Genomic DNA, 17,235 nt, shown 5'->3' on the forward strand with positions numbered 1-17,235 from the left:
CCGTCGCGCTCTACATTCGAATCCCGGGGCTTTGGTCCCGGGTTCAAGGACACAGGTAACTCATGAAGCAATATCTCGATCTGGTCGCCCACGTCATCAAGAACGGCACCAAGCAAGCCAACCGTACCGGCGTGAACACCATCAGCTTTCCCGGCGCGATGCTGCGCTATGACCTGAAGGAAGGTTTCCCGGCGATCACTACCCGCAAGATGGCGTTCAAATCGGCCATCGGCGAGATGGTCGGTTTCCTGCGGGGCGTGAACAACGCGGCGGAGTTCCGGGCATTGGGCTGCAAGGTCTGGGACCAGAATGCCAATGAAAACGCCCAGTGGCTGGCCAACCCGTTCCGTCAGGGCGAAGACGACCTGGGCGAGATCTACGGCGTGCAATGGCGCAAGTGGCCGGCGTACAAGCAGATCCCGGTCAGCAATCAGGCCGCTATCGAACAGACGTTGAGCCAGGGTTATCGGCAGATCGCTGAAGGTGAAGAAGACGGCCAGGCCTATGTAGTGCTGTACAAGGCAATCGACCAGATTCGCCAGTGCGTCGACACTATCATCAAGGACCCGGGCAGCCGGCGTATCCTGTTCCACGGCTGGAACTGCGCCCAGCTCGATGAAATGGCCCTGCCGCCGTGCCATCTGCTGTATCAGTTCCACCCGAACATCGAGACCAAAGAGATCTCCCTGACGCTCTACATCCGCTCCAACGACCTGGGCCTGGGCACGCCGTTCAACCTCACCGAAGGTGCCGCGCTGCTGAGCCTGATCGGTCGCCTGACCGGTTACACGCCGCGCTGGTTCACCTATTTCATCGGTGACGCCCATGTCTACGAAAACCACCTGGACATGCTCAACGAACAGCTCAAGCGCGAGCCGTTCCCGATGCCAAAACTGGTGATTTCCGACCGTGTGCCGGAGTTCGCCAAGACCGGCGTGTATCAGCCGGAGTGGCTGGAACAGATCGAGCCGAGCGACTTTTCGCTGGAAGGTTATGAGCACCACGCCCCAATGACCGCGCCAATGGCGGTCTGAATACCTCCAGCCCTGATCGTTCCCACGCGTGGGAACGATCAAGCGTCAGCACCGCGAATCTAAAAGTCTACATGTCAGAAAATTCATCTCCCGGGGAAAGGGCCGATAAATAGCGCCCTATAGGATGAGCTCCAGTCAGGCCAATACAGGGTCTGGCAGAACCCAACTACTGGAGAGTTCCCGATGAAATCCCTGAAAGCTTTTTTGGTCGTTTCCCTGATGTGCGCTTCTGTGGCTGCGATGGCAGAAGGCGGCGGCGACAAGGTCCAGGCCCGAATGGACGCCGCGCGTGATGTGGCGATGGTTCACTATCAGCAGTCTGAACATGCGCAGGCTGTGGCGAGCAGTCAGAAAGCCCAGTCCGACACTGTCGAACGCTCGAATTGACGGCGGCTTTTACCCAGTTGCTGACGTGCCGTGTGGCAGCAGAACTTGTGGCAAAACAGGTGTCAAACGCCTGAAGCCCGGATGGCGGGGTACTCCGACTGTCCGGGCGATTGAAATTCGTAGGATAGGGGCCGCTCAGCGTGTGATCGCGGTGCGGGGATTTCTGATGACCTGAATGGCGTCTATGTGTGGAAGAACTCAATCGCAGCCTGTTCCTGGCGATCAACGCCAGCGCAGATGCCTCGGCGCCCATGCGGTCCTTGGCGATGTTTCTGGCGCAGTGGCTGATCTTCTGTGTACCGCTTTTGCTGGCCGGGTTGTGGTTGCAAGGCGCACGCCGGCAGCGGGCGGTGGCGCTCACTGCGACGCTGAGTATTGTCTTCGCGCTGGGCTGCAATCTGCTGATCAGCAGCCTTTGGTTCCACCCACGTCCCTTTATGCTTGGGCTGGGGCAAAACTTTCTGGCGCATACCGCTGAATCATCTTTTCCCAGCGACCACGCAACGGTGATGTTTGCGCTAGCCTTTGGGTTGATACTGGCCTCGCTGCGCAAGTTGGGCCTGCTGGTTTTGCTGCTGGGGGCGTTGGTTGGCTGGGCGCGTGTCTACCTGGGCGTGCACTTTCCATTCGATATCGCCGGGTCGTTCCTGGTTTCGCTGATCAGCGCCTGGCTGGTCAAACAGGTGCTGGACTGGAGGCAACTGGGTGAGCCCCTGCTCGACGTTTTGGAGCGCCTGTACCTGCGAGTACTACCGGCACTCGCTCGGCGCAATAGTCACTTATAGGGCTCGGTCATCGCCTTCGATAAGGCCCTGGAGCACGACAGGATGAACACGTGAATCAGGTCGGATCGGAGTCTCTTCGTATTCCGCGAACCATTTGGGCCTTGGGCTTTGTCAGCCTGTTCATGGATGTTTCGTCCGAACTGGTGCACAGCCTGCTGCCGGTGTTTCTGGTCACGACCCTGGGCGCGAGCGCGCTGACCGTCGGGGTGATCGAAGGCATCGCAGAGGCGACGGCGATGGTCGTCAAAGTCTTTTCGGGTGCGATCAGCGACTTTATCGGTCGACGCAAAGGCTTGCTGTTAGTGGGATACGGTCTGGCAGCGTTGTCCAAACCGCTGTTCCCGCTGGCTCACTCGGTGGATGTGGTGTTCACCGCGCGCTTTCTCGATCGTATCGGCAAAGGCATTCGCGGCTCGCCGCGCGATGCCCTGGTGGCGGATGTCGCTCCACTGGAAATTCGCGGTGCCTGTTTCGGTTTGCGCCAGTCGATGGACACGGTCGGCGCCTTTGTCGGCCCTGCGCTGGCCATCGTGCTGATGCTCTGGCTCGCTGATATCCAGCTTGTACTCTGGTTCGCGGTGATCCCGGCGGTCATCGCGGTGGCGCTGATTGTCACCGGTGTAAAAGAGCCTGAACACGCTGTTGGCAAGCACACCTTTCGATCGCCCATTCATTGGCGAGTCCTTCACGACTTCTCGTCCGGGTACTGGTGGGTGGTCATTGTGGGTGGGGTGTTTACGCTGGCGCGCTTCAGCGAAGCATTTCTGGTGTTGCGGGCGCAGCAGACCGGTTTGTCTGCCACCTGGGTGCCGCTGGTGATGGTGGTCATGTCGGTGTTCTATGCGCTGTCCGCGTACCCGGCCGGTTGGCTGTCCGATCGCATCAGTCGCACTAAACTGCTTTGCCTCGGTATGGCGCTGTTGGTGCTGGCGGATCTGGTGCTCGCGCAAAGCCATTCGCCCCTGACAATGATGCTGGGCGTAGCCCTGTGGGGACTGCACATGGGTTTCAGCCAAGGCATCCTCGCCACACTGGTTGCGGACACGGCCCCCGACGAGCTGAAGGGCACGGCGTTCGGTATTTTCAATTTGCTCAGCGGCATTTGCCTGTTGATCGCCAGTGTTCTCGCCGGCTGGCTGTGGCAAACCGTCGGGGCGCAAAGCACGTTCATCACCGGAGCGGTGCTGGCCGCGTTAGCCATGCTTTTGCTGCTGCTACGCCGGGCGGCTTAATGCCCGTGGCTTCGGCCGACATGGGAATGCTCGGCTTCGCTCGCCGCCACGCCACCGCTGACTTCCAGCTGCTGCAAAATCCCGCACTGCTCGATATCCGGCCGTTCGCTGCAGCTTTGGCGCAGTTCCAGCAGTTGTGCCTGCAAGGCCAGCAGGCCGTCGATCCGTGCCTTGACGTGGTGGATGTGCTCGTCGATCAGCGCGTTGACGCTTTCGCATTGATCCTGCGGGCTGTCGCGCAGGCTGAGCAGGCTGCGGATTTCTTCGAGGGTCATGTCGAGGGTGCGGCAGTTACGGATGAAGGTCAGGCGCTCGGTGTGGGCCTGAGTGTACAAACGGTAATTGCCTTCACTGCGGGCCGGTTCCGGCAACAGACCTTCGCGCTCGTAGTAGCGGATGGTTTCGACCTGGCAGTCGGTCAGTTTCGCCAGTTCACCGATCTTCATTGCGCCAGTCTCCAAAAGGTTGCTTGACCCTATAGTGGCTACAGGGTCTTTACTTGGCAACAGGCACTTTTTGGACGCGAACTTATGAGCGACTCCCAGCACACCCACAAACCCCACGCTGATCACGATCACGATCACGATCACGATCACAGCCACGGGCAAAAGCTTCAGCCGGTTCAGAAACACGATCACGCAAGTGGCGGCGGCTCTTGCTGTTCCAGCGCCGCAGCGCCTTCATTGATCAAGCTCAGTGAAACGCCGACCGACGGCGCGCGCCTGAGCCGGTTTCGCATCGACGCCATGGATTGCCCGACCGAGCAGACGCTGATCCAGAACAAGCTCGGCAAGCTTGCGGGTGTGCAGCAACTGGAGTTCAACCTGATCAACCGCGTACTCGGCGTCACCCATGACCTGCCGAGCACCGTGCCGATTATCGACGCCATCAAGTCCATCGGCATGCTGGCCGAGCCGATCGAGGAGGGCGCCAAGGCGAATGACAGCCGTCCGGCTCCAGTGAAAAAGCCCTGGTGGCCGTTAGCAGTATCAGGTGTCGGTGCTTTGGCGGCCGAGGTGATTCACTTCACCAGCGCCGCGCCGACCTGGGTAGTGGCGATCGTTGCGCTGATCTCGATCCTCAGCGGCGGTTTGGGCACTTACAAAAAGGGCTGGATTGCCCTGAAGAACCTCAACTTGAACATCAACGCGCTGATGAGCATCGCGGTGACCGGTGCAGTGTTGATCGGCCAGTGGCCGGAAGCGGCGATGGTGATGTTCCTGTTCACCGTCGCCGAGCTGATCGAAGCCAAATCCCTGGACCGCGCGCGCAATGCAATCAGCGGGCTGATGCAGATGACCCCGGAAAAGGTCACGGTGCAGCAGGAAGACGGAAGCTGGATCGAGCGTGAAGCTAAAAGTATCGATCTCGGTGCGCGGGTGCGGGTTCGTCCCGGCGAGCGGATTGGCCTGGACGGCGAAGTGCTGTCCGGCAGCTCGACCATAGACCAGGCGCCGATTACCGGTGAAAGCCTGCCTGTCGAGAAAACCGTTGGCGACAAGGTCTTCGCCGGGACCATTAACCAGGCAGGTTCCCTGGAGTTCAAAGTGACGGCCGCTGCCGACAACTCGACCCTGGCGCGGATCATTCATGCCGTCGAAGCCGCCCAGGGCGCACGGGCGCCGACCCAGCGGTTCGTCGACCGCTTCTCGAAAATCTACACGCCGGTGGTGTTCGTCTTCGCCTTGGCCGTGGCGCTTATTCCGCCGCTGTTCATGGGCGCGGTCTGGTTCGACTGGATTTATCGCGCCCTGGTGCTGCTGGTGGTCGCGTGCCCTTGCGCACTGGTGATTTCCACTCCGGTGACCATCGTCAGCGGTCTGGCTGCGGCGGCGCGCAAAGGTATCCTGATCAAGGGCGGCGTGTACCTGGAGGGTGGTCACGAACTGGATTACCTGGCGCTGGACAAGACCGGGACAATCACCCATGGCAAACCGGTACAGACCGATTATCTGTCCCTGGACCCGACCGTCGAAGACACTGCGCAGATTCTGGCCGCCAGCCTCGCCGGGCGTTCCGATCACCCGGTATCGCTGGCCATCGCCAACGCGGCTGTGGATAAACAGCTGACGTTGCTCGCTGTGGATAACTTCGAAGCGCTGACCGGTCGCGGTGTGCGCGGTGAGATTGATGGTCAGGTTTACCACTTGGGCAATCACCGCCTGGTGGAAGAGCTGGGCCTTTGCTCGCCAGCGCTGGAAGAGAAACTGTTTGCCCTCGAAGAGCAGGGCAAGACCGTGGTGCTGTTGCTCGACCGGTCGGGTCCGTTGGCACTGTTCGCGGTGGCCGATACGGTCAAGACCTCCAGCCGCGAAGCTATCCGGCAGCTGCATGAACTGGGCATCAAGACCTTGATGCTGACCGGCGACAACCCGCACACCGCTCGGGCAATTGCCGCTCAGGTGGGTATTGATGAGGCGCGAGGCGACCTGCTGCCGACCGACAAGCTCAAGGCTATCGAAGGCTTGTACGCTAAGGGGCATCGGGTCGGGATGGTCGGCGACGGCATCAACGATGCGCCGGCGCTGGCCCGTGCGCAGATCGGTTTTGCCATGGCTGCGGCCGGTACCGATACCGCGATTGAAACCGCGGATGTCGCCCTGATGGACGATGATTTGCGCAAAATTCCGGCATTTATCCGGCTGTCGCGGCAGACTTCGAATATCCTCACGCAAAACATCGCCCTGGCGTTGATCATCAAGGCGATCTTTCTTGGGGTAACCTTCGTGGGTCTCGCCACCATGTGGATGGCGGTGTTTGCCGACATGGGCGTGGCCCTGCTGGTGGTGTTCAACGGTCTGCGCCTGTTGCGCAAATAATCAATGCGAGGGTTAAGTGCTGAGTGCCGAGCTGAAGGCTTTTTACATGGTCGCGCGATTGGGCAGCATTACCCTCGCGGCGAAAAAGCTCGGCTTGAGCCAACCCACGGTGACCACTCAGATTCGTCATCTGGAAAGCCAGTACTCGGTTGAATTGTTCTATCGCGGTGGTCGTCGGCTGACGGTCAGCGAGGATGGCGCACGGTTGCTACCGATGGTCAAAACGCTGTTGCAGCAGGAAGCCGATATCGAGTTTTTCCTGCGCAACAGTGGCCAGGTTCAAGGCGTGCTGCGCATCGCCGCCACTGCGCCGTATTACATTCTCGATCTGGTGAAGACCTTCCGCGAGCGCCTGCCGCAAGTGGAAGTCTCGGTGGAAATCGGCAACTCCCAACAGGTGCTCGAGTCCCTTGAGGAATACCGGGTCGACATCGCCGCATCATCGCAATTGCTCGAAGACTCGCGATTGATCCGCCGCGTGCTGGGCAGCGATCCACTGGTGTTGGCGGTGCACCGTAACCATCCGCTGGCGGTGCATGATCATGTGCCGCTGAGTGCCTTGGTCGGACACACCCTGTTGATGCGTGAAAGCGGCTCGACCACCCGGCGTCTGACTGAAGCGTTGCTGGCAACCGCTGGGGTGAGTTTCGGCCCGTTGCTGGAGATCGGCAGCCGGGAGTCGATTCGTGAAGCGGTGCTGCGCAACATCGGCATCAGCATCATCGCCCGTCAGGAAGTGCCCCATGACCCGCAATTGCGGGTGCTGACGATCGAAAATGCGCCGCAGATCCCTGAATATCTGTACTGCCTCAAAGAGCGCAAAGGCGCACGCCTGCCGGCGGCGTTTCTTGGACTCGCGCAGGAAATGGCGCCGGCTTAAGACATGCGTCGAATGTACGGGCCTCATCGCGAGCAGGCTCGCTCCCACAGGTGATCGCGTTCCCATGTGGGAGCGAGCCTGCTCGCGATGGGGTCAGTCCATGCAACACATGACTTGAACCCAAATCCCCGAATACCACTATCGGCCGATTTTGCCTCGCTGCCACAGGACGGACGCATTACCCACCTAGGATGGCCTTCATCTGCTTGATGAGGTCCGTCCATGAACCACCCGAACGCAACTGCCCAGGTCTTCCCCGGTGCGCCGATGAAGGTACGTGGTATCGAGAAACGCTTCGGCGCGTTCACTGCGCTGGATAACGTTTCGCTGGATGTCGCCGCGGGTGAACTGGTGTGCCTGCTCGGGCCCTCCGGCTGCGGCAAAACCACGTTGCTACGCTGCATCGCCGGCCTTGAACGCCAGGATCGTGGCGAGTTGTACCTCGGTGATCGGAACGTTTCCCTGCTGGCACCACAGGCTCGGGACTACGGCATTCTGTTCCAGTCCTACGCGCTGTTCCCCAACCTCACCGTCGAAGCCAACATTGCCTACGGCCTGGCCGGCAGCGGCCGCGAGGAAGTGCGCAAGCGCGTCGTGCAAATGCTCGAACTGGTGGGCCTGATCGGCAGTGAAAAGAAGTACCCCGGCCAATTGTCCGGCGGTCAGCAACAACGCGTGGCACTGGCCCGAGCCCTGGCGCCGGCACCGTCGCTGTTGTTGCTGGACGAACCGATGTCGGCCCTCGATGCCCGGGTCCGCGAGCACCTGTGCACCGAGTTGCGCCAATTGCAGCGCAGCCTCGGTATTACCACCTTGATGGTCACCCACAACCAGGACGAGGCCATGTTGATGGCCGACCGCATCGCCGTGATGAACAACGGCAAGGTCGAGCAGTACGCCACGCCGCAGGAAATCTACAATCGTCCGGCCACGCCATTTGTTGCCGAGTTCGTCGGGCAGGGCAACTGGCTGCCGTTCCAGCGCAGCAGCGACAGTCACGCGCAGGTCGGCGGGATGAATGTGCGCCTGGCCGACAACTCCGGCAAAGCCGCATCGGGCCGACTGTTCTGTCGCCCGGAAGCGATCAGCATCAACCCGCCGGTGCACGAGGAAAACCTGTTCCCGGCCAAGGTCCGCGAGATCACCTTTCTCGGCAATCGCTGCCGGATGAGCTTCGAGTTGAACCAACTGCCGGGCCATGCGCTGCTCGCCGAACTGGCGCCTGAAGCCATGCCACGCCTCGGCGCGCAGGACATCATGGTCGCCTTGCCGCCGCGCAGTTTGCAGGTGTTTGCCTGATGAGCACGCCGATCGCCCTGCCGATACCGCACAAGCAGGTTCGACAGAGTTCCCGTGCCGAAATCGGTGACTGGGTGTTCGTGGTGGGTGGCAAAGTCTTGCTGCTGTGCCTGCTCAGCGTCGCGGTGTTGATGCCGTTGCTGGCGATCTTCTGGCGCGGCTTCAGCAACGACGCCGGGCAGGGCGGTGGTCTGGTTGCTGCCGGCGAACTGCTGACCAGCGACAACTTCCACTGGTTGCTGGGCAACAGCCTGAAGGTTTCCCTCAGCGTGGCGGCCATTGTCGTACCGCTGGCCTACCTGTTTGCCTACGCGCTGCAACGCACACTGATTCCCGGCAAGGCGATCTGGCGCGGCATATCGTTGTTGCCATTGATGGCACCGTCGATGCTGCCCGGTATTGCGCTCGTGTACCTGTTCGGCAATCAGGGCCTGTTGCGCGGGCTGCTGTCGGACAACATCTACGGCTTCTGGGGCATTGTCCTCGGCGAAGTGATTTACACCTTTCCCCACGCCCTGATGATTCTGCTCTCGGCATTGTCACTAGCCGATGCGCGCTTGTTCGACGCCGCGTCGAGCATGGGCGCCAGCCCCGCCAAGGCGTTTCGCAGCATTACCTGGCCGGCGACCCGGCAAGCGGTGTTCGCCGCGTTCTGCCTGGTGTTCACCCTGACCATCACCGATTTTGGTGTGCCGGTGGTGGTCGGTGGCGATTATCAAGTGCTGGCGCTGGAGGCCTACAAAGCCGTGGTTGGCCAGCAGCAATTCGGTCGCGGTGCGTTGATCGGCATGGTGTTGCTGCTGCCAGCGCTGTTCAGCTTCGGCGTCGACGCGTGGTTGCGTCGTCGGCATGGCGACTCCATGAGCGGGCGGGCGCAAGTCTTTCAACCGGCGCCGTCGCGGCTGCGGGACGGTTGCTACCTGACCATCGTGTTGCTGATCTGCGCCGCGCTGGTGCTGGTGTTCGGCATGGCGGTGTACTCGTCGCTGGTGAAGTTCTGGCCGTACAACCTGTCGCTGTCGCTCAATCACTATCAGTTCGGCGACACTGCCGGTGGCGGCTGGCTGGCTTACGGCAACAGCGTGAAAATGGCCTTGTGCACGGCGTTGATCGGCAGCGGGTTGATTTTTACCGGTGCCTATCTGATGGAGAAAACCCGTGGCCAGCGCGGCCTGAACCTTATGCTGCGCATGCTCAGTTTCGTGCCGATGGCGGTGCCGGGTTTGGTGCTGGGCCTGGGCTACGTGTTCTTCTTCAACCTCACCGGCAACCCGCTGCACGTGTTCTACGGGACCATGACCCTGCTGGTGGTCTGCACCATTGCGCACTATCTGACCACCGCGCAAATGACCGCCACCACCGCATTGCGCCAGCTCGACGCCGAGTTCGAAGCCGCCGCGCTGTCGCTCAAGGCGCCGCTGTACCGCCACTACCTGCGCGTCACCGTGCCGATCTGCCTGCCGGCGCTGCTGGACATCGTGCGCTACCTGTTCGTCTCGGCGATGACCACGGTGTCGGCAGCGATTTTCCTCTACAGCCCCGACACCATCCTCGCAGCGGTGGCGGTGTTGAACATGGACGACGCCGGCAACGTCGGCGGCGCAGCGGCCATGTCGACCCTGATTCTGTTCACCTCGGCGGGCGTTTCCCTGCTCCTGGCCTGGGCCTCGCGCGGCTTGCTGCGCCGCTCCCAGGCCTGGCGGCAAAGCGCGCCCGGTTGCTGATTTCCAATCCCGCAAACCTGAACTCAACTGCCGGTAAACAAAAGGAAAAAGACATGTTCAAGCCTATGGCCCTGGCCGCTGCTGTCCTCACCGCTTTCAGCCTGAACGCCTTCGCGGCGAAAACCGAGTTGACGGTCTACACCGCCCTCGAAGCCGAACAACTGAAGACCTACAAAGAAGCATTTGAAAAGGCCAACCCGGACGTCGAGATCAAGTGGGTGCGCGATTCCACCGGGATCATCACCGCCAAACTGCTGGCCGAAAAAGCCCGACCGCAGGCTGACGCGGTCTGGGGTCTGGCAGCGTCCAGCCTGGCGATTCTCGATCAGCAAGGCATGCTGCAAAGCTACGCGCCGAAGGACCTCGGCAAGATCGGCAGCAACTACCGCGACGCTGCCAACCCGCCAGCCTGGGTCGGCATGGACGTGTGGGCTGCAACCATTTGCTTCAACACCGTCGAAGCCGAGAAACAGGGCCTGAGCAAGCCGGTGAGCTGGCAGGACCTGACCAAGCCTGAATACAAGGGCAAGATCGTCATGCCGAACCCGGCGTCGTCCGGCACCGGTTTCCTCGACGTCAGCGCCTGGCTGCAAACCTTCGGCGAGAAGCAGGGTTGGCAGTACATGGACGCACTGCACCAGAACATCGGCCAGTACGTTCACTCCGGCTCCAAGCCGTGCAAGCTCGCGGCTGCCGGCGAATTCCCGATTGGTATCTCGTTTGAATACCCGGCCGTGCAGTTGAAGCGCCAGGGCGCGCCGCTGGACATCGTCCTGCCGAAGGAAGGCCTGGGCTGGGAAATCGAAGCCACCGCCGTAATCAAAGGCACGCCACATGAAGACGCGGCGAAGAAACTTGCGGACTTCTCCGCAAGCCCCGCGGCGATGGAACTGTACAAAGAAAACTTCGCAGTCCTCGCCCAGCCTGGCATCGCCAAGCCGCAGACCGAACTGCCGGCCGACTACGAGCAACGCCTGATCAAGAACGACTTCGCCTGGGCCTCGAAAAACCGCGACGAAATCCTCAGCGAGTGGCGCAAGCGCTATGACGGCAAATCCGAGAAGGTGGTCGCCAAGTAAGATCTTCATCGGCTGATAGGGCCTCATCGCGAGCAGGCTCGCTCCCACAGGGGAACGCGGTCAACTGTGGGAGCGAGCCTGCTCGCGATAGCGGTCTCGAACCCAGGACATATCTCCATGACTCACCACAGCGACATATTGATCGTCGGCGCCGGCATCCTCGGCCTGTCCCACGCCTATGCGGCGGCCAGGCGCGGGCTCAAGGTCAAGGTCTTCGAGCGCAGCGCCACGCCTTTGGGCGCCTCGGTACGCAACTTTGGCCAGGCGCTGGTCACCGGCCAGCCGCCGGGGCAGATGCTCGAACTGGCCAGGGCCAGCCGCGAAATCTGGGGCCAATGGGCGCAGTTCGCGGGCTTGCAGCTCAAGCGCAACGGTTCGTATCTGTTTGCTCGCACCGAAGCTGAAGAGCAACTGCTGGAAGCCTTCTGCGCCGGCCGCGCGATCGAACACGGTTATCGCGTCGAGCTGTTGCGCGGCGCCGCATTGGGCGATGTGTACGGCGGCCAGTTCCGTCATCACCGCGCGGCATTGCATGGTCTGGATGACCAGCAACTGTATTCGCGCGAAGCGATTCCAGTGTTGATCGACTACCTGCGTCGCGACCTCGGCGTGGAGTTTCACTTTTCCACCCTGGTGCGCGACATTGAACCCGGTCGTGTGCACAGCACCGCCGGCAGCTTTACGGGGGAGCAGATCATCGTCTGCTCCGGCCACGATTATCAGACCCTGCTGGCCGAGCCTATCGCTGCGCTCAAGCCGCAGATCTGCCGTCTGCAAATGCTCCGCGCGCGGCCGCAAATCAACCTCAATTTGCAACATGCGCTGCTCACCGGATTGAGTTGCGTGCATTACGGCGCCTTCGCCGATTTGCCGGAAGCTGCGCCAGTGCAGGCGCAGATTCTGCGTGAGGCGCCGCACTTGCACGAACACGGTATTCACCTGTTGATCAGCCCGACGCCGCACGGCGAACTGATCATCGGTGATTCTCACCATTACGGCAGCGACCCTTCACCGTTCAATGCTGAACAGGTCGATAACTGGCTGATCGAACTGGCCGAACAAACCCTGGGCTGCAAGGTGCAGGTGGTCGAGCGGTGGCAGGGCGTCTATGGCGCTCGCGGAGCACAGCCGTTTTCGTTCCTGCAGGCCGCACCGGGCGTGCATGCCGCGTTGATGCACACGGGCGTCGGCATGAGCGTCGGGCCGGCGATGGCTGAGCGCAACATCAGGACCTTGCTGGGAGAACATTGATGGGCCGCAATGAACAAGTGATTGCTGAAGTATTCGGCTGGTACGAGCGCTTCGGTGATAGCGACTACATCGGTGAGCCAGTGTCGCAGATCGAGCACATGTCCCAGGCCGCTGAACTGGCCATGGCCGAAAGCTTCGACGATGAAGTGGTGCTGGCCGCGTTCTTTCATGACATCGGACATCTGTGCGCCGAGAACGCCGAAAACATGGGCGGCTTTGGTGTGGTCAGCCATGAATGCCTCGGCGCCGATTACTTGCGCCGGTTGGGTTTTGGCGAGCGTCTGGCACGGCTGGTGGAGTACCACGTTCAGGCCAAGCGTTATCTGACGTTCAAAGAACCGGGGTACTACGAACGCTTGAGCGAGGCCAGTCGGCGCACGCTGGCATATCAGGGCGGGGTAATGACGGCTGAAGAGGTGCAGGCGTTTGAGCGCGATCCGTTGTGTGCGATCAGCCTGCGGATGCGCCGGTGGGACGAGCAGGCGAAAGAGATGCGGGTGCCGGTGATTGATCTGGAGGTATTGAAGGCAAAGGCTTTGAGAGTGTTGGCGTTCTGACCCTTGTTTGGATTTTGCGGAGGGAATGGTGGAAGTCAGCAAATCGAGACGTTTCCTACGAGATATCAGGACGAGGCTGGCTAGTCGCTTCGCCAGGGGCTGTCTAGCTTTGCTGACCCTTTCGCGTCAGAGGAACAACCATGCGTTACTTAAAAATTACCGCTCAGGATCGCAGCGGCAATCATCGTGCAGACACGGTCCTCCTGCATTTTTTTGAAGCAGTGAAAAATGGCGAAGACAAACTGATTCACAAGGCGTACGCACTGGATATCACTGCAGATGGCAAGGTTGATTTTCAGGTTGGCGACGTCAATAACGACGGTAAAGAGAACACCAAGGATGAACGGTTGCTCAAGAAGTTCGCAGATGCCTTTTTGCAACTGAACTGGTTCAATCCAGGCGAAACCTCAACGCGCTACCTGAAGATTTTTGTCGAGGACTTTGCTCAGGACGGCTCCCCCGATACGGTCCGTTTGCACTTTCATGAGGGTGAGGGCGAGCCGACAGATAACTCCATCGTCTATACCGCGTCGGCTTATGACACCAACAATGACGGGAAGCTGGATTGGCTCGTGCATTTTGATGTCGACAATGATGGCGATATCGATGCGGTGGATCAGAAACAGGTCACGTTGCTGAGTAACGAGTATTTGAAGTTCAAATGGAAATGATCGGTCGACTGGCAGCGTTTTCAACGTCGCCTTGAAGCATCATTGATGCGGCTCCGGCTTTGTCCGAAGCCGCATTTTTTATACCCCATCGATGTTTTCCCGCAAACAGACGTCAACTGAGGAAAATCCTTACGGACCGCAACGGCCTGATGCCGTAGAGACGGTCTGCTCGGCTGGTTAGTGTTCCAGGCTCTTTACTGTGCAAGGAATGCTCGTGTTCTATTTAAAAGCAACCGCCCAGGACCGTGGCAGGAAGGGCGAGGCAGATACTGTTCATTTCCGGTTCTATGAAGATGAACGCCTGATAAGGGAGGCGATTGTTACTGCTACGGACTCTGGGCGTCACCCGCTGGCGAAATTTGCCAGGACCTATTTGAAGCTTGGGTGGTTCAATGCCGGGGATGGTTCGGAGCGGTACTTGCAGATATTTGCGCAAAACCTCGTCGGCAATGGAACACCGGAAACTGTGCGGCTGCATTTTCATGACGGAACGCTGCGCTCGACCGGGAGCACGATTGCGTACAAGGCATCAGCGCTTGACCAGGATAATGACGGGAGTTTCGAATTGATCCTGAGCTCGGATGTGGACAATGACGGTCGTGCTGACCGGAACGACCGACGTCGAGTGAAGGCGCTGGCCATTGAGTTTCTGAAAATCAACGCAGGCTGACGGCACTGCGGGGCAATGATCAGTTGCTACAGTTGCTGAGCCAACACCTCTACCTGCTCCTGCCGTTCCGCCTGGCTCAACCTTGCATGAGGATTGAGAGCGGACCATTGCGGATGGGCGCGCGCCTTGGTCAGTGCCTCCGGCAGTTTGCCTTCGCGCCAGCTCTTGTCCTGCGGTGTGGCGACCTGGATGCTGTCCATCGCCGCGTGTCCGCGCAGGTTCATGGCCTGCACCAGTTGCCGCTGACGCAATGCCAGCAAACGCAGCACGCTGTCGTCAACGGTCAGCTCACGCTGGCCTTTGATTTTACCCAGCAAGCGGCTGCCATAGCCGCGCGCCGTTTGCAGGGCGCCACCGGCAATCGCCCCGGCCAGCGCTGCGGCACCGAGGGTCAGGCCGCCTACCAGCAGATCCACGCCGGCACCGGCCGCCGCGCCTGCGGCGATCCCGCTGCCGACGCGTACGCCCAGTTGCTTGAGGGTTTCGGGGTTGAACAAGTCATCGCCCCAGCGGCCATCCAGCAGCGGCAAGTCGCTGGTGGCAGCGTCCTGTGGGCGGAAGGCGTACAACTTGAGCAGCGCTTCGACGCAGCGTTGTTCACGTTGACGAACGGCTTTGCGCAGTTCGCCGATGGCCTGCTGTTCCTGTGCGGCATCGCTGACCACGCTGCGCCGACAAGCGGCGCAATCGATCAGCAATTCGGCAATCAAGCGTGCCGCACTTTGCTGGCGCGCCGCGCGTTGGACCTGTTGGTCGACGATCAATCGCTCAAGCTGACCGCGTGCGCTTTCCATCAACAGCGCGAGGCTTTCATAAAGCCGGCGCTCGCCATCTTCGGGCGGCGCCACGCTGTCGAAACGCACCAGCGCATGCAGCCCCAAACGGGCCAGGGCGTCGCGCCAATCCGGCTCGCGGTGGTTGGCGCTGCTGACGAAATTCAGCACCGGCAGTAGCGGTTTGCCGCAACTGGCCAGCACTTCGAGTTCATCGCGGTACTTGGCCAACACCGGTTCGCGGGCGTCGATCACATAGAGGCCGGCGTCGGACGCCAGCAGTTGCCGCAACACCTTGGCTTCCTGCTCGAAACGTTGACGCGCCTCGCTGCCGTCGAGGAAACGCGCCAGCCGCGCCGGGCCGTCGAGGCGTTCGCCGGGACGTTCCAACCGTTCCAGGTAATCAAGCAGGGCGATAGCGTCTTCCAGCCCCGGCGTGTCATAGAGCTCGAGCAAGGCCTCGCCGTCCACCGACAGCCGGGCGCCCTCGACATGCCGGGTGGTGCTCGGGCGATGGGAGACTTCGCCGAAACCGACGTCGCGGGTCAGGGTGCGCAGCAACGAGGTTTTGCCGACGTTGGTGTGGCCGACCACAGCGAGCTTCAGCGGCTTCTTTGCAGAATCAGTCATGACCCGACTCCAGCCAGTTCATCGGAGCACAGTCAGCGAACGGCAACGCCAACTGTTGCAGCGCGGTGTGCCAGTCGCCGAGGCGTTCGGCGTCGAGTGCCTGACCAGGCGGCGCTTGCAGCAGCCAGATCCGGGTCGCGCTGGCGCTGCGAGCGAGTTCGGCGATCAGCGCCAGGCTGCCGCGATCCGGTGAGCGCCGAGGGTCGCAGGCAATGGCCAAGCGTTCCGGCGGGAAACGGGTCAGCTGTTCCAGCAACTTTTGTCGGGATTCGCGGCTGTCGAGGATGCCTGCGTTTTTGACGTTCTTCGGCAGTTGCGGCGGCCATGGGCGCTGGTCGTCGAGTTCGATGGCCACCAGCAACGCGCCGTCGCTGTCCAGCGCATTGGTACCGCCTTCGACCTGATGCAGGCGCTCGGGCGCGAGATCGTTGACGCCGAGGCGTTCGCTGCTCGGCATCAGTTGTTCGCGCAACGGCGCGTAGCCGGGCAGGTTCAGGTCCAGATGCAACGCCGCACGGCCGGTAGTCCAGCGCCACAGGCAGAATAGCGCGAGCAGCAGGCGTGGAAATACGCCGTACACCAGCAACACGCCCACCAGCCATGCGGCCCAGGCTTGCCGGGCGCTTTCGATGTTCAACGCGGTGTCGCCGCTGGCGCGGATCATTTCCACGGTCGGCACGCTGAAGCCGAGCAGTGCCGGTAGCGCACCAAGGGCCTGGGTCATGACCACGAACGTGTCGCCGCTGAGAATCGTGGTTTCCCAGACGAAACCGTAGCGCCGGGTGGCCATCAGCGTCAGCAGAATCGCCAGGGCGCTGAGCATTGCCAGCAGCCACAAGCCGTTGACCAGCATGCCGAGCGCCCAGCGATTGAGTTTCTGCCGCTGCAGCAACAGCAGCAGGGCCGGCGCCAGTTGCGCGGCTTTGGCGTCGCGGGCGAGTTTTTCGCTGAGCCACAACCACAAGCGCCCGAGGGTGGCGCTGTAATCGCCAGCGAAAATCAGGCCCGATGCCCAGCTCAGCAGCAGAATCAGGTTCAACCCCAGCAGACTGCCGAGGGCCCAGAACACGTTGACTGGTGTCTGGCCGTCGTTCAATGCGGCAAATGCCAGCCCGGCACCGCTGACGATCGCCAATACGGCCAGAATGATCAGCGCCAATCGTGCCCCTTGCAGCCAATGGCGCAGCGCGCCGGTCAAGCCATCGCGTTCGGCCAGCCACAGGGCGCGGGCCTCGATGCGGGTCGGCAGGTCGCCGCCCGCGCTGCGGGCCAGACGGTTGGCTTCCTGATCTTCCAGCGGGCCTGCGTGTTCCTCGCGCAGGCGGACGGTTTCGGTCAGCCAAAGTGTTTGCAGTGTGGTCAGTTCAGTCACGCGGCATCCCGTCGCTCAAATGAACGCTGAGCATAACCGCTGTTACGCTGGTCGGGGTACGTTGCGAGATAG

At 61.1% G+C, this 17,235-nt stretch carries 16 protein-coding genes; 13 read left to right on the top strand and 3 right to left on the bottom strand.

Translation table 11 applies throughout. The features are described from left to right. The first annotated feature begins 62 nt into the window (after nt 1-62). The 4 genes from AC1DHT_RS01060 to AC1DHT_RS01075 all read left to right on the top strand — a co-directional run bounded on the left by AC1DHT_RS01060 (nt 63) and on the right by AC1DHT_RS01075 (nt 3,438). Nucleotides 63-1,034 (top strand): thymidylate synthase, encoded by a 972-nt coding sequence (locus tag AC1DHT_RS01060; RefSeq protein ID WP_427546204.1) that lies wholly within the window; start codon nt 63-65, stop codon nt 1,032-1,034. Between the two features lie 183 nt (nt 1,035-1,217). After that, nucleotides 1,218-1,421 carry a co-regulatory protein PtrA N-terminal domain-containing protein gene (locus AC1DHT_RS01065; protein WP_019694124.1) on the top strand — a complete coding sequence of 68 codons (204 nt, stop codon included), beginning with the start codon at nt 1,218-1,220 and terminating at the stop codon, nt 1,419-1,421. A 188-nt stretch (nt 1,422-1,609) separates the two neighbouring features. Next, nucleotides 1,610-2,206, top strand: a complete 597-nt coding sequence (locus tag AC1DHT_RS01070; RefSeq protein ID WP_427546206.1) for an undecaprenyl-diphosphatase — start codon at nt 1,610-1,612, stop codon at nt 2,204-2,206. Nucleotides 2,207-2,256: 50 nt separating this feature from the next. Continuing rightward, nucleotides 2,257-3,438, top strand: coding sequence for an MFS transporter (locus AC1DHT_RS01075; RefSeq protein WP_427546208.1), 1,182 nt, complete (start codon nt 2,257-2,259; stop codon nt 3,436-3,438). Here AC1DHT_RS01075 and cadR read toward each other — a convergent pair. Beyond that, entirely contained in the window at nt 3,435-3,884 is a 450-nt protein-coding gene (gene cadR, locus AC1DHT_RS01080) for a Cd(II)/Pb(II)-responsive transcriptional regulator (RefSeq protein ID WP_427533924.1), read from the bottom strand. The genes AC1DHT_RS01075 and cadR overlap by 4 nt on opposite strands. An 84-nt stretch (nt 3,885-3,968) precedes the next feature. Here cadR and AC1DHT_RS01085 point away from each other — a divergent pair, with 84 nt between their 5' ends. The 9 genes from AC1DHT_RS01085 to AC1DHT_RS01125 all read left to right on the top strand — a co-directional run bounded on the left by AC1DHT_RS01085 (nt 3,969) and on the right by AC1DHT_RS01125 (nt 14,388). Further along, nucleotides 3,969-6,257 (top strand): heavy metal translocating P-type ATPase, encoded by a 2,289-nt coding sequence (locus tag AC1DHT_RS01085; protein WP_477748991.1) that lies wholly within the window; start codon nt 3,969-3,971, stop codon nt 6,255-6,257. Between the two features lie 16 nt (nt 6,258-6,273). Beyond that, on the top strand, nt 6,274-7,137 hold the full coding sequence (locus AC1DHT_RS01090) for a LysR family transcriptional regulator (RefSeq protein WP_054594505.1): 864 nt from the start codon (nt 6,274-6,276) through the stop codon (nt 7,135-7,137). Between the two features lie 222 nt (nt 7,138-7,359). Continuing rightward, nucleotides 7,360-8,436 carry a putative 2-aminoethylphosphonate ABC transporter ATP-binding protein gene (locus AC1DHT_RS01095; protein ID WP_442114408.1) on the top strand — a complete coding sequence of 359 codons (1,077 nt, stop codon included), beginning with the start codon at nt 7,360-7,362 and terminating at the stop codon, nt 8,434-8,436. Continuing rightward, entirely contained in the window at nt 8,436-10,160 is a 1,725-nt protein-coding gene (locus tag AC1DHT_RS01100; protein ID WP_427546215.1) for a putative 2-aminoethylphosphonate ABC transporter permease subunit, read from the top strand. The genes AC1DHT_RS01095 and AC1DHT_RS01100 overlap by 1 nt, the downstream gene beginning before the upstream one ends. Nucleotides 10,161-10,213: 53 nt before the next feature. Beyond that, the gene (locus AC1DHT_RS01105) at nt 10,214-11,239 is read left to right on the top strand and encodes a putative 2-aminoethylphosphonate ABC transporter substrate-binding protein (RefSeq protein ID WP_427546217.1); all 1,026 of its coding nucleotides are present in this window, start codon (nt 10,214-10,216) and stop codon (nt 11,237-11,239) included. A gap of 117 nt (nt 11,240-11,356) precedes the next feature. Continuing rightward, complete coding sequence (locus AC1DHT_RS01110) at nt 11,357-12,490, top strand: TIGR03364 family FAD-dependent oxidoreductase (protein WP_427546219.1); 1,134 nt, start codon at nt 11,357-11,359, stop codon at nt 12,488-12,490. Continuing rightward, nucleotides 12,490-13,047 (top strand): phosphonate degradation HD-domain oxygenase, encoded by a 558-nt coding sequence (locus tag AC1DHT_RS01115; RefSeq protein WP_427546221.1) that lies wholly within the window; start codon nt 12,490-12,492, stop codon nt 13,045-13,047. Before AC1DHT_RS01110 ends, AC1DHT_RS01115 begins: the two co-directional genes overlap by 1 nt. Before the next feature lie 140 nt (nt 13,048-13,187). Continuing rightward, the gene (locus tag AC1DHT_RS01120) at nt 13,188-13,718 is read left to right on the top strand and encodes a hypothetical protein (RefSeq protein ID WP_427533937.1); all 531 of its coding nucleotides are present in this window, start codon (nt 13,188-13,190) and stop codon (nt 13,716-13,718) included. 214 nt (nt 13,719-13,932) lie between these two features. Further along, complete coding sequence (locus AC1DHT_RS01125) at nt 13,933-14,388, top strand: hypothetical protein (protein ID WP_427546223.1); 456 nt, start codon at nt 13,933-13,935, stop codon at nt 14,386-14,388. 26 nt (nt 14,389-14,414) lie between these two features. Here the strand turns inward: AC1DHT_RS01125 and AC1DHT_RS01130 are convergent, their stop codons facing one another. Continuing rightward, nucleotides 14,415-15,791 (bottom strand): GTPase/DUF3482 domain-containing protein, encoded by a 1,377-nt coding sequence (locus AC1DHT_RS01130; RefSeq protein ID WP_427546225.1) that lies wholly within the window; start codon nt 15,789-15,791, stop codon nt 14,415-14,417. Beyond that, entirely contained in the window at nt 15,784-17,163 is a 1,380-nt protein-coding gene (locus AC1DHT_RS01135; protein ID WP_427546227.1) for a DUF2868 domain-containing protein, read from the bottom strand. The genes AC1DHT_RS01130 and AC1DHT_RS01135 overlap by 8 nt, the downstream gene beginning before the upstream one ends. Nucleotides 17,164-17,235: the final 72 nt, after the last annotated feature.

The organism is Pseudomonas sp. 05N432, from assembly GCF_056396945.1.

Bases quoted from the DNA above. Each gene is read 5' to 3' on its own strand.
- AC1DHT_RS01060 (WP_427546204.1), top strand. From the start codon at position 63: ATGAAGCAATATCTCGATCTGGTCGCCCACGTCATCAAGAACGGCACC.
- AC1DHT_RS01065 (WP_019694124.1), top strand. From the start codon at position 1,218: ATGAAATCCCTGAAAGCTTTTTTGGTCGTTTCCCTGATGTGCGCTTCT.
- cadR (WP_427533924.1), bottom strand. From the start codon at position 3,884: ATGAAGATCGGTGAACTGGCGAAACTGACCGACTGCCAGGTCGAAACC.
- AC1DHT_RS01085 (WP_477748991.1), top strand. From the start codon at position 3,969: ATGAGCGACTCCCAGCACACCCACAAACCCCACGCTGATCACGATCAC.
- AC1DHT_RS01095 (WP_442114408.1), top strand. From the start codon at position 7,360: ATGAACCACCCGAACGCAACTGCCCAGGTCTTCCCCGGTGCGCCGATG.
- AC1DHT_RS01100 (WP_427546215.1), top strand. From the start codon at position 8,436: ATGAGCACGCCGATCGCCCTGCCGATACCGCACAAGCAGGTTCGACAG.
- AC1DHT_RS01105 (WP_427546217.1), top strand. From the start codon at position 10,214: ATGTTCAAGCCTATGGCCCTGGCCGCTGCTGTCCTCACCGCTTTCAGC.
- AC1DHT_RS01110 (WP_427546219.1), top strand. From the start codon at position 11,357: ATGACTCACCACAGCGACATATTGATCGTCGGCGCCGGCATCCTCGGC.
- AC1DHT_RS01115 (WP_427546221.1), top strand. From the start codon at position 12,490: ATGGGCCGCAATGAACAAGTGATTGCTGAAGTATTCGGCTGGTACGAG.
- AC1DHT_RS01120 (WP_427533937.1), top strand. From the start codon at position 13,188: ATGCGTTACTTAAAAATTACCGCTCAGGATCGCAGCGGCAATCATCGT.
- AC1DHT_RS01130 (WP_427546225.1), bottom strand. From the start codon at position 15,791: ATGACTGATTCTGCAAAGAAGCCGCTGAAGCTCGCTGTGGTCGGCCAC.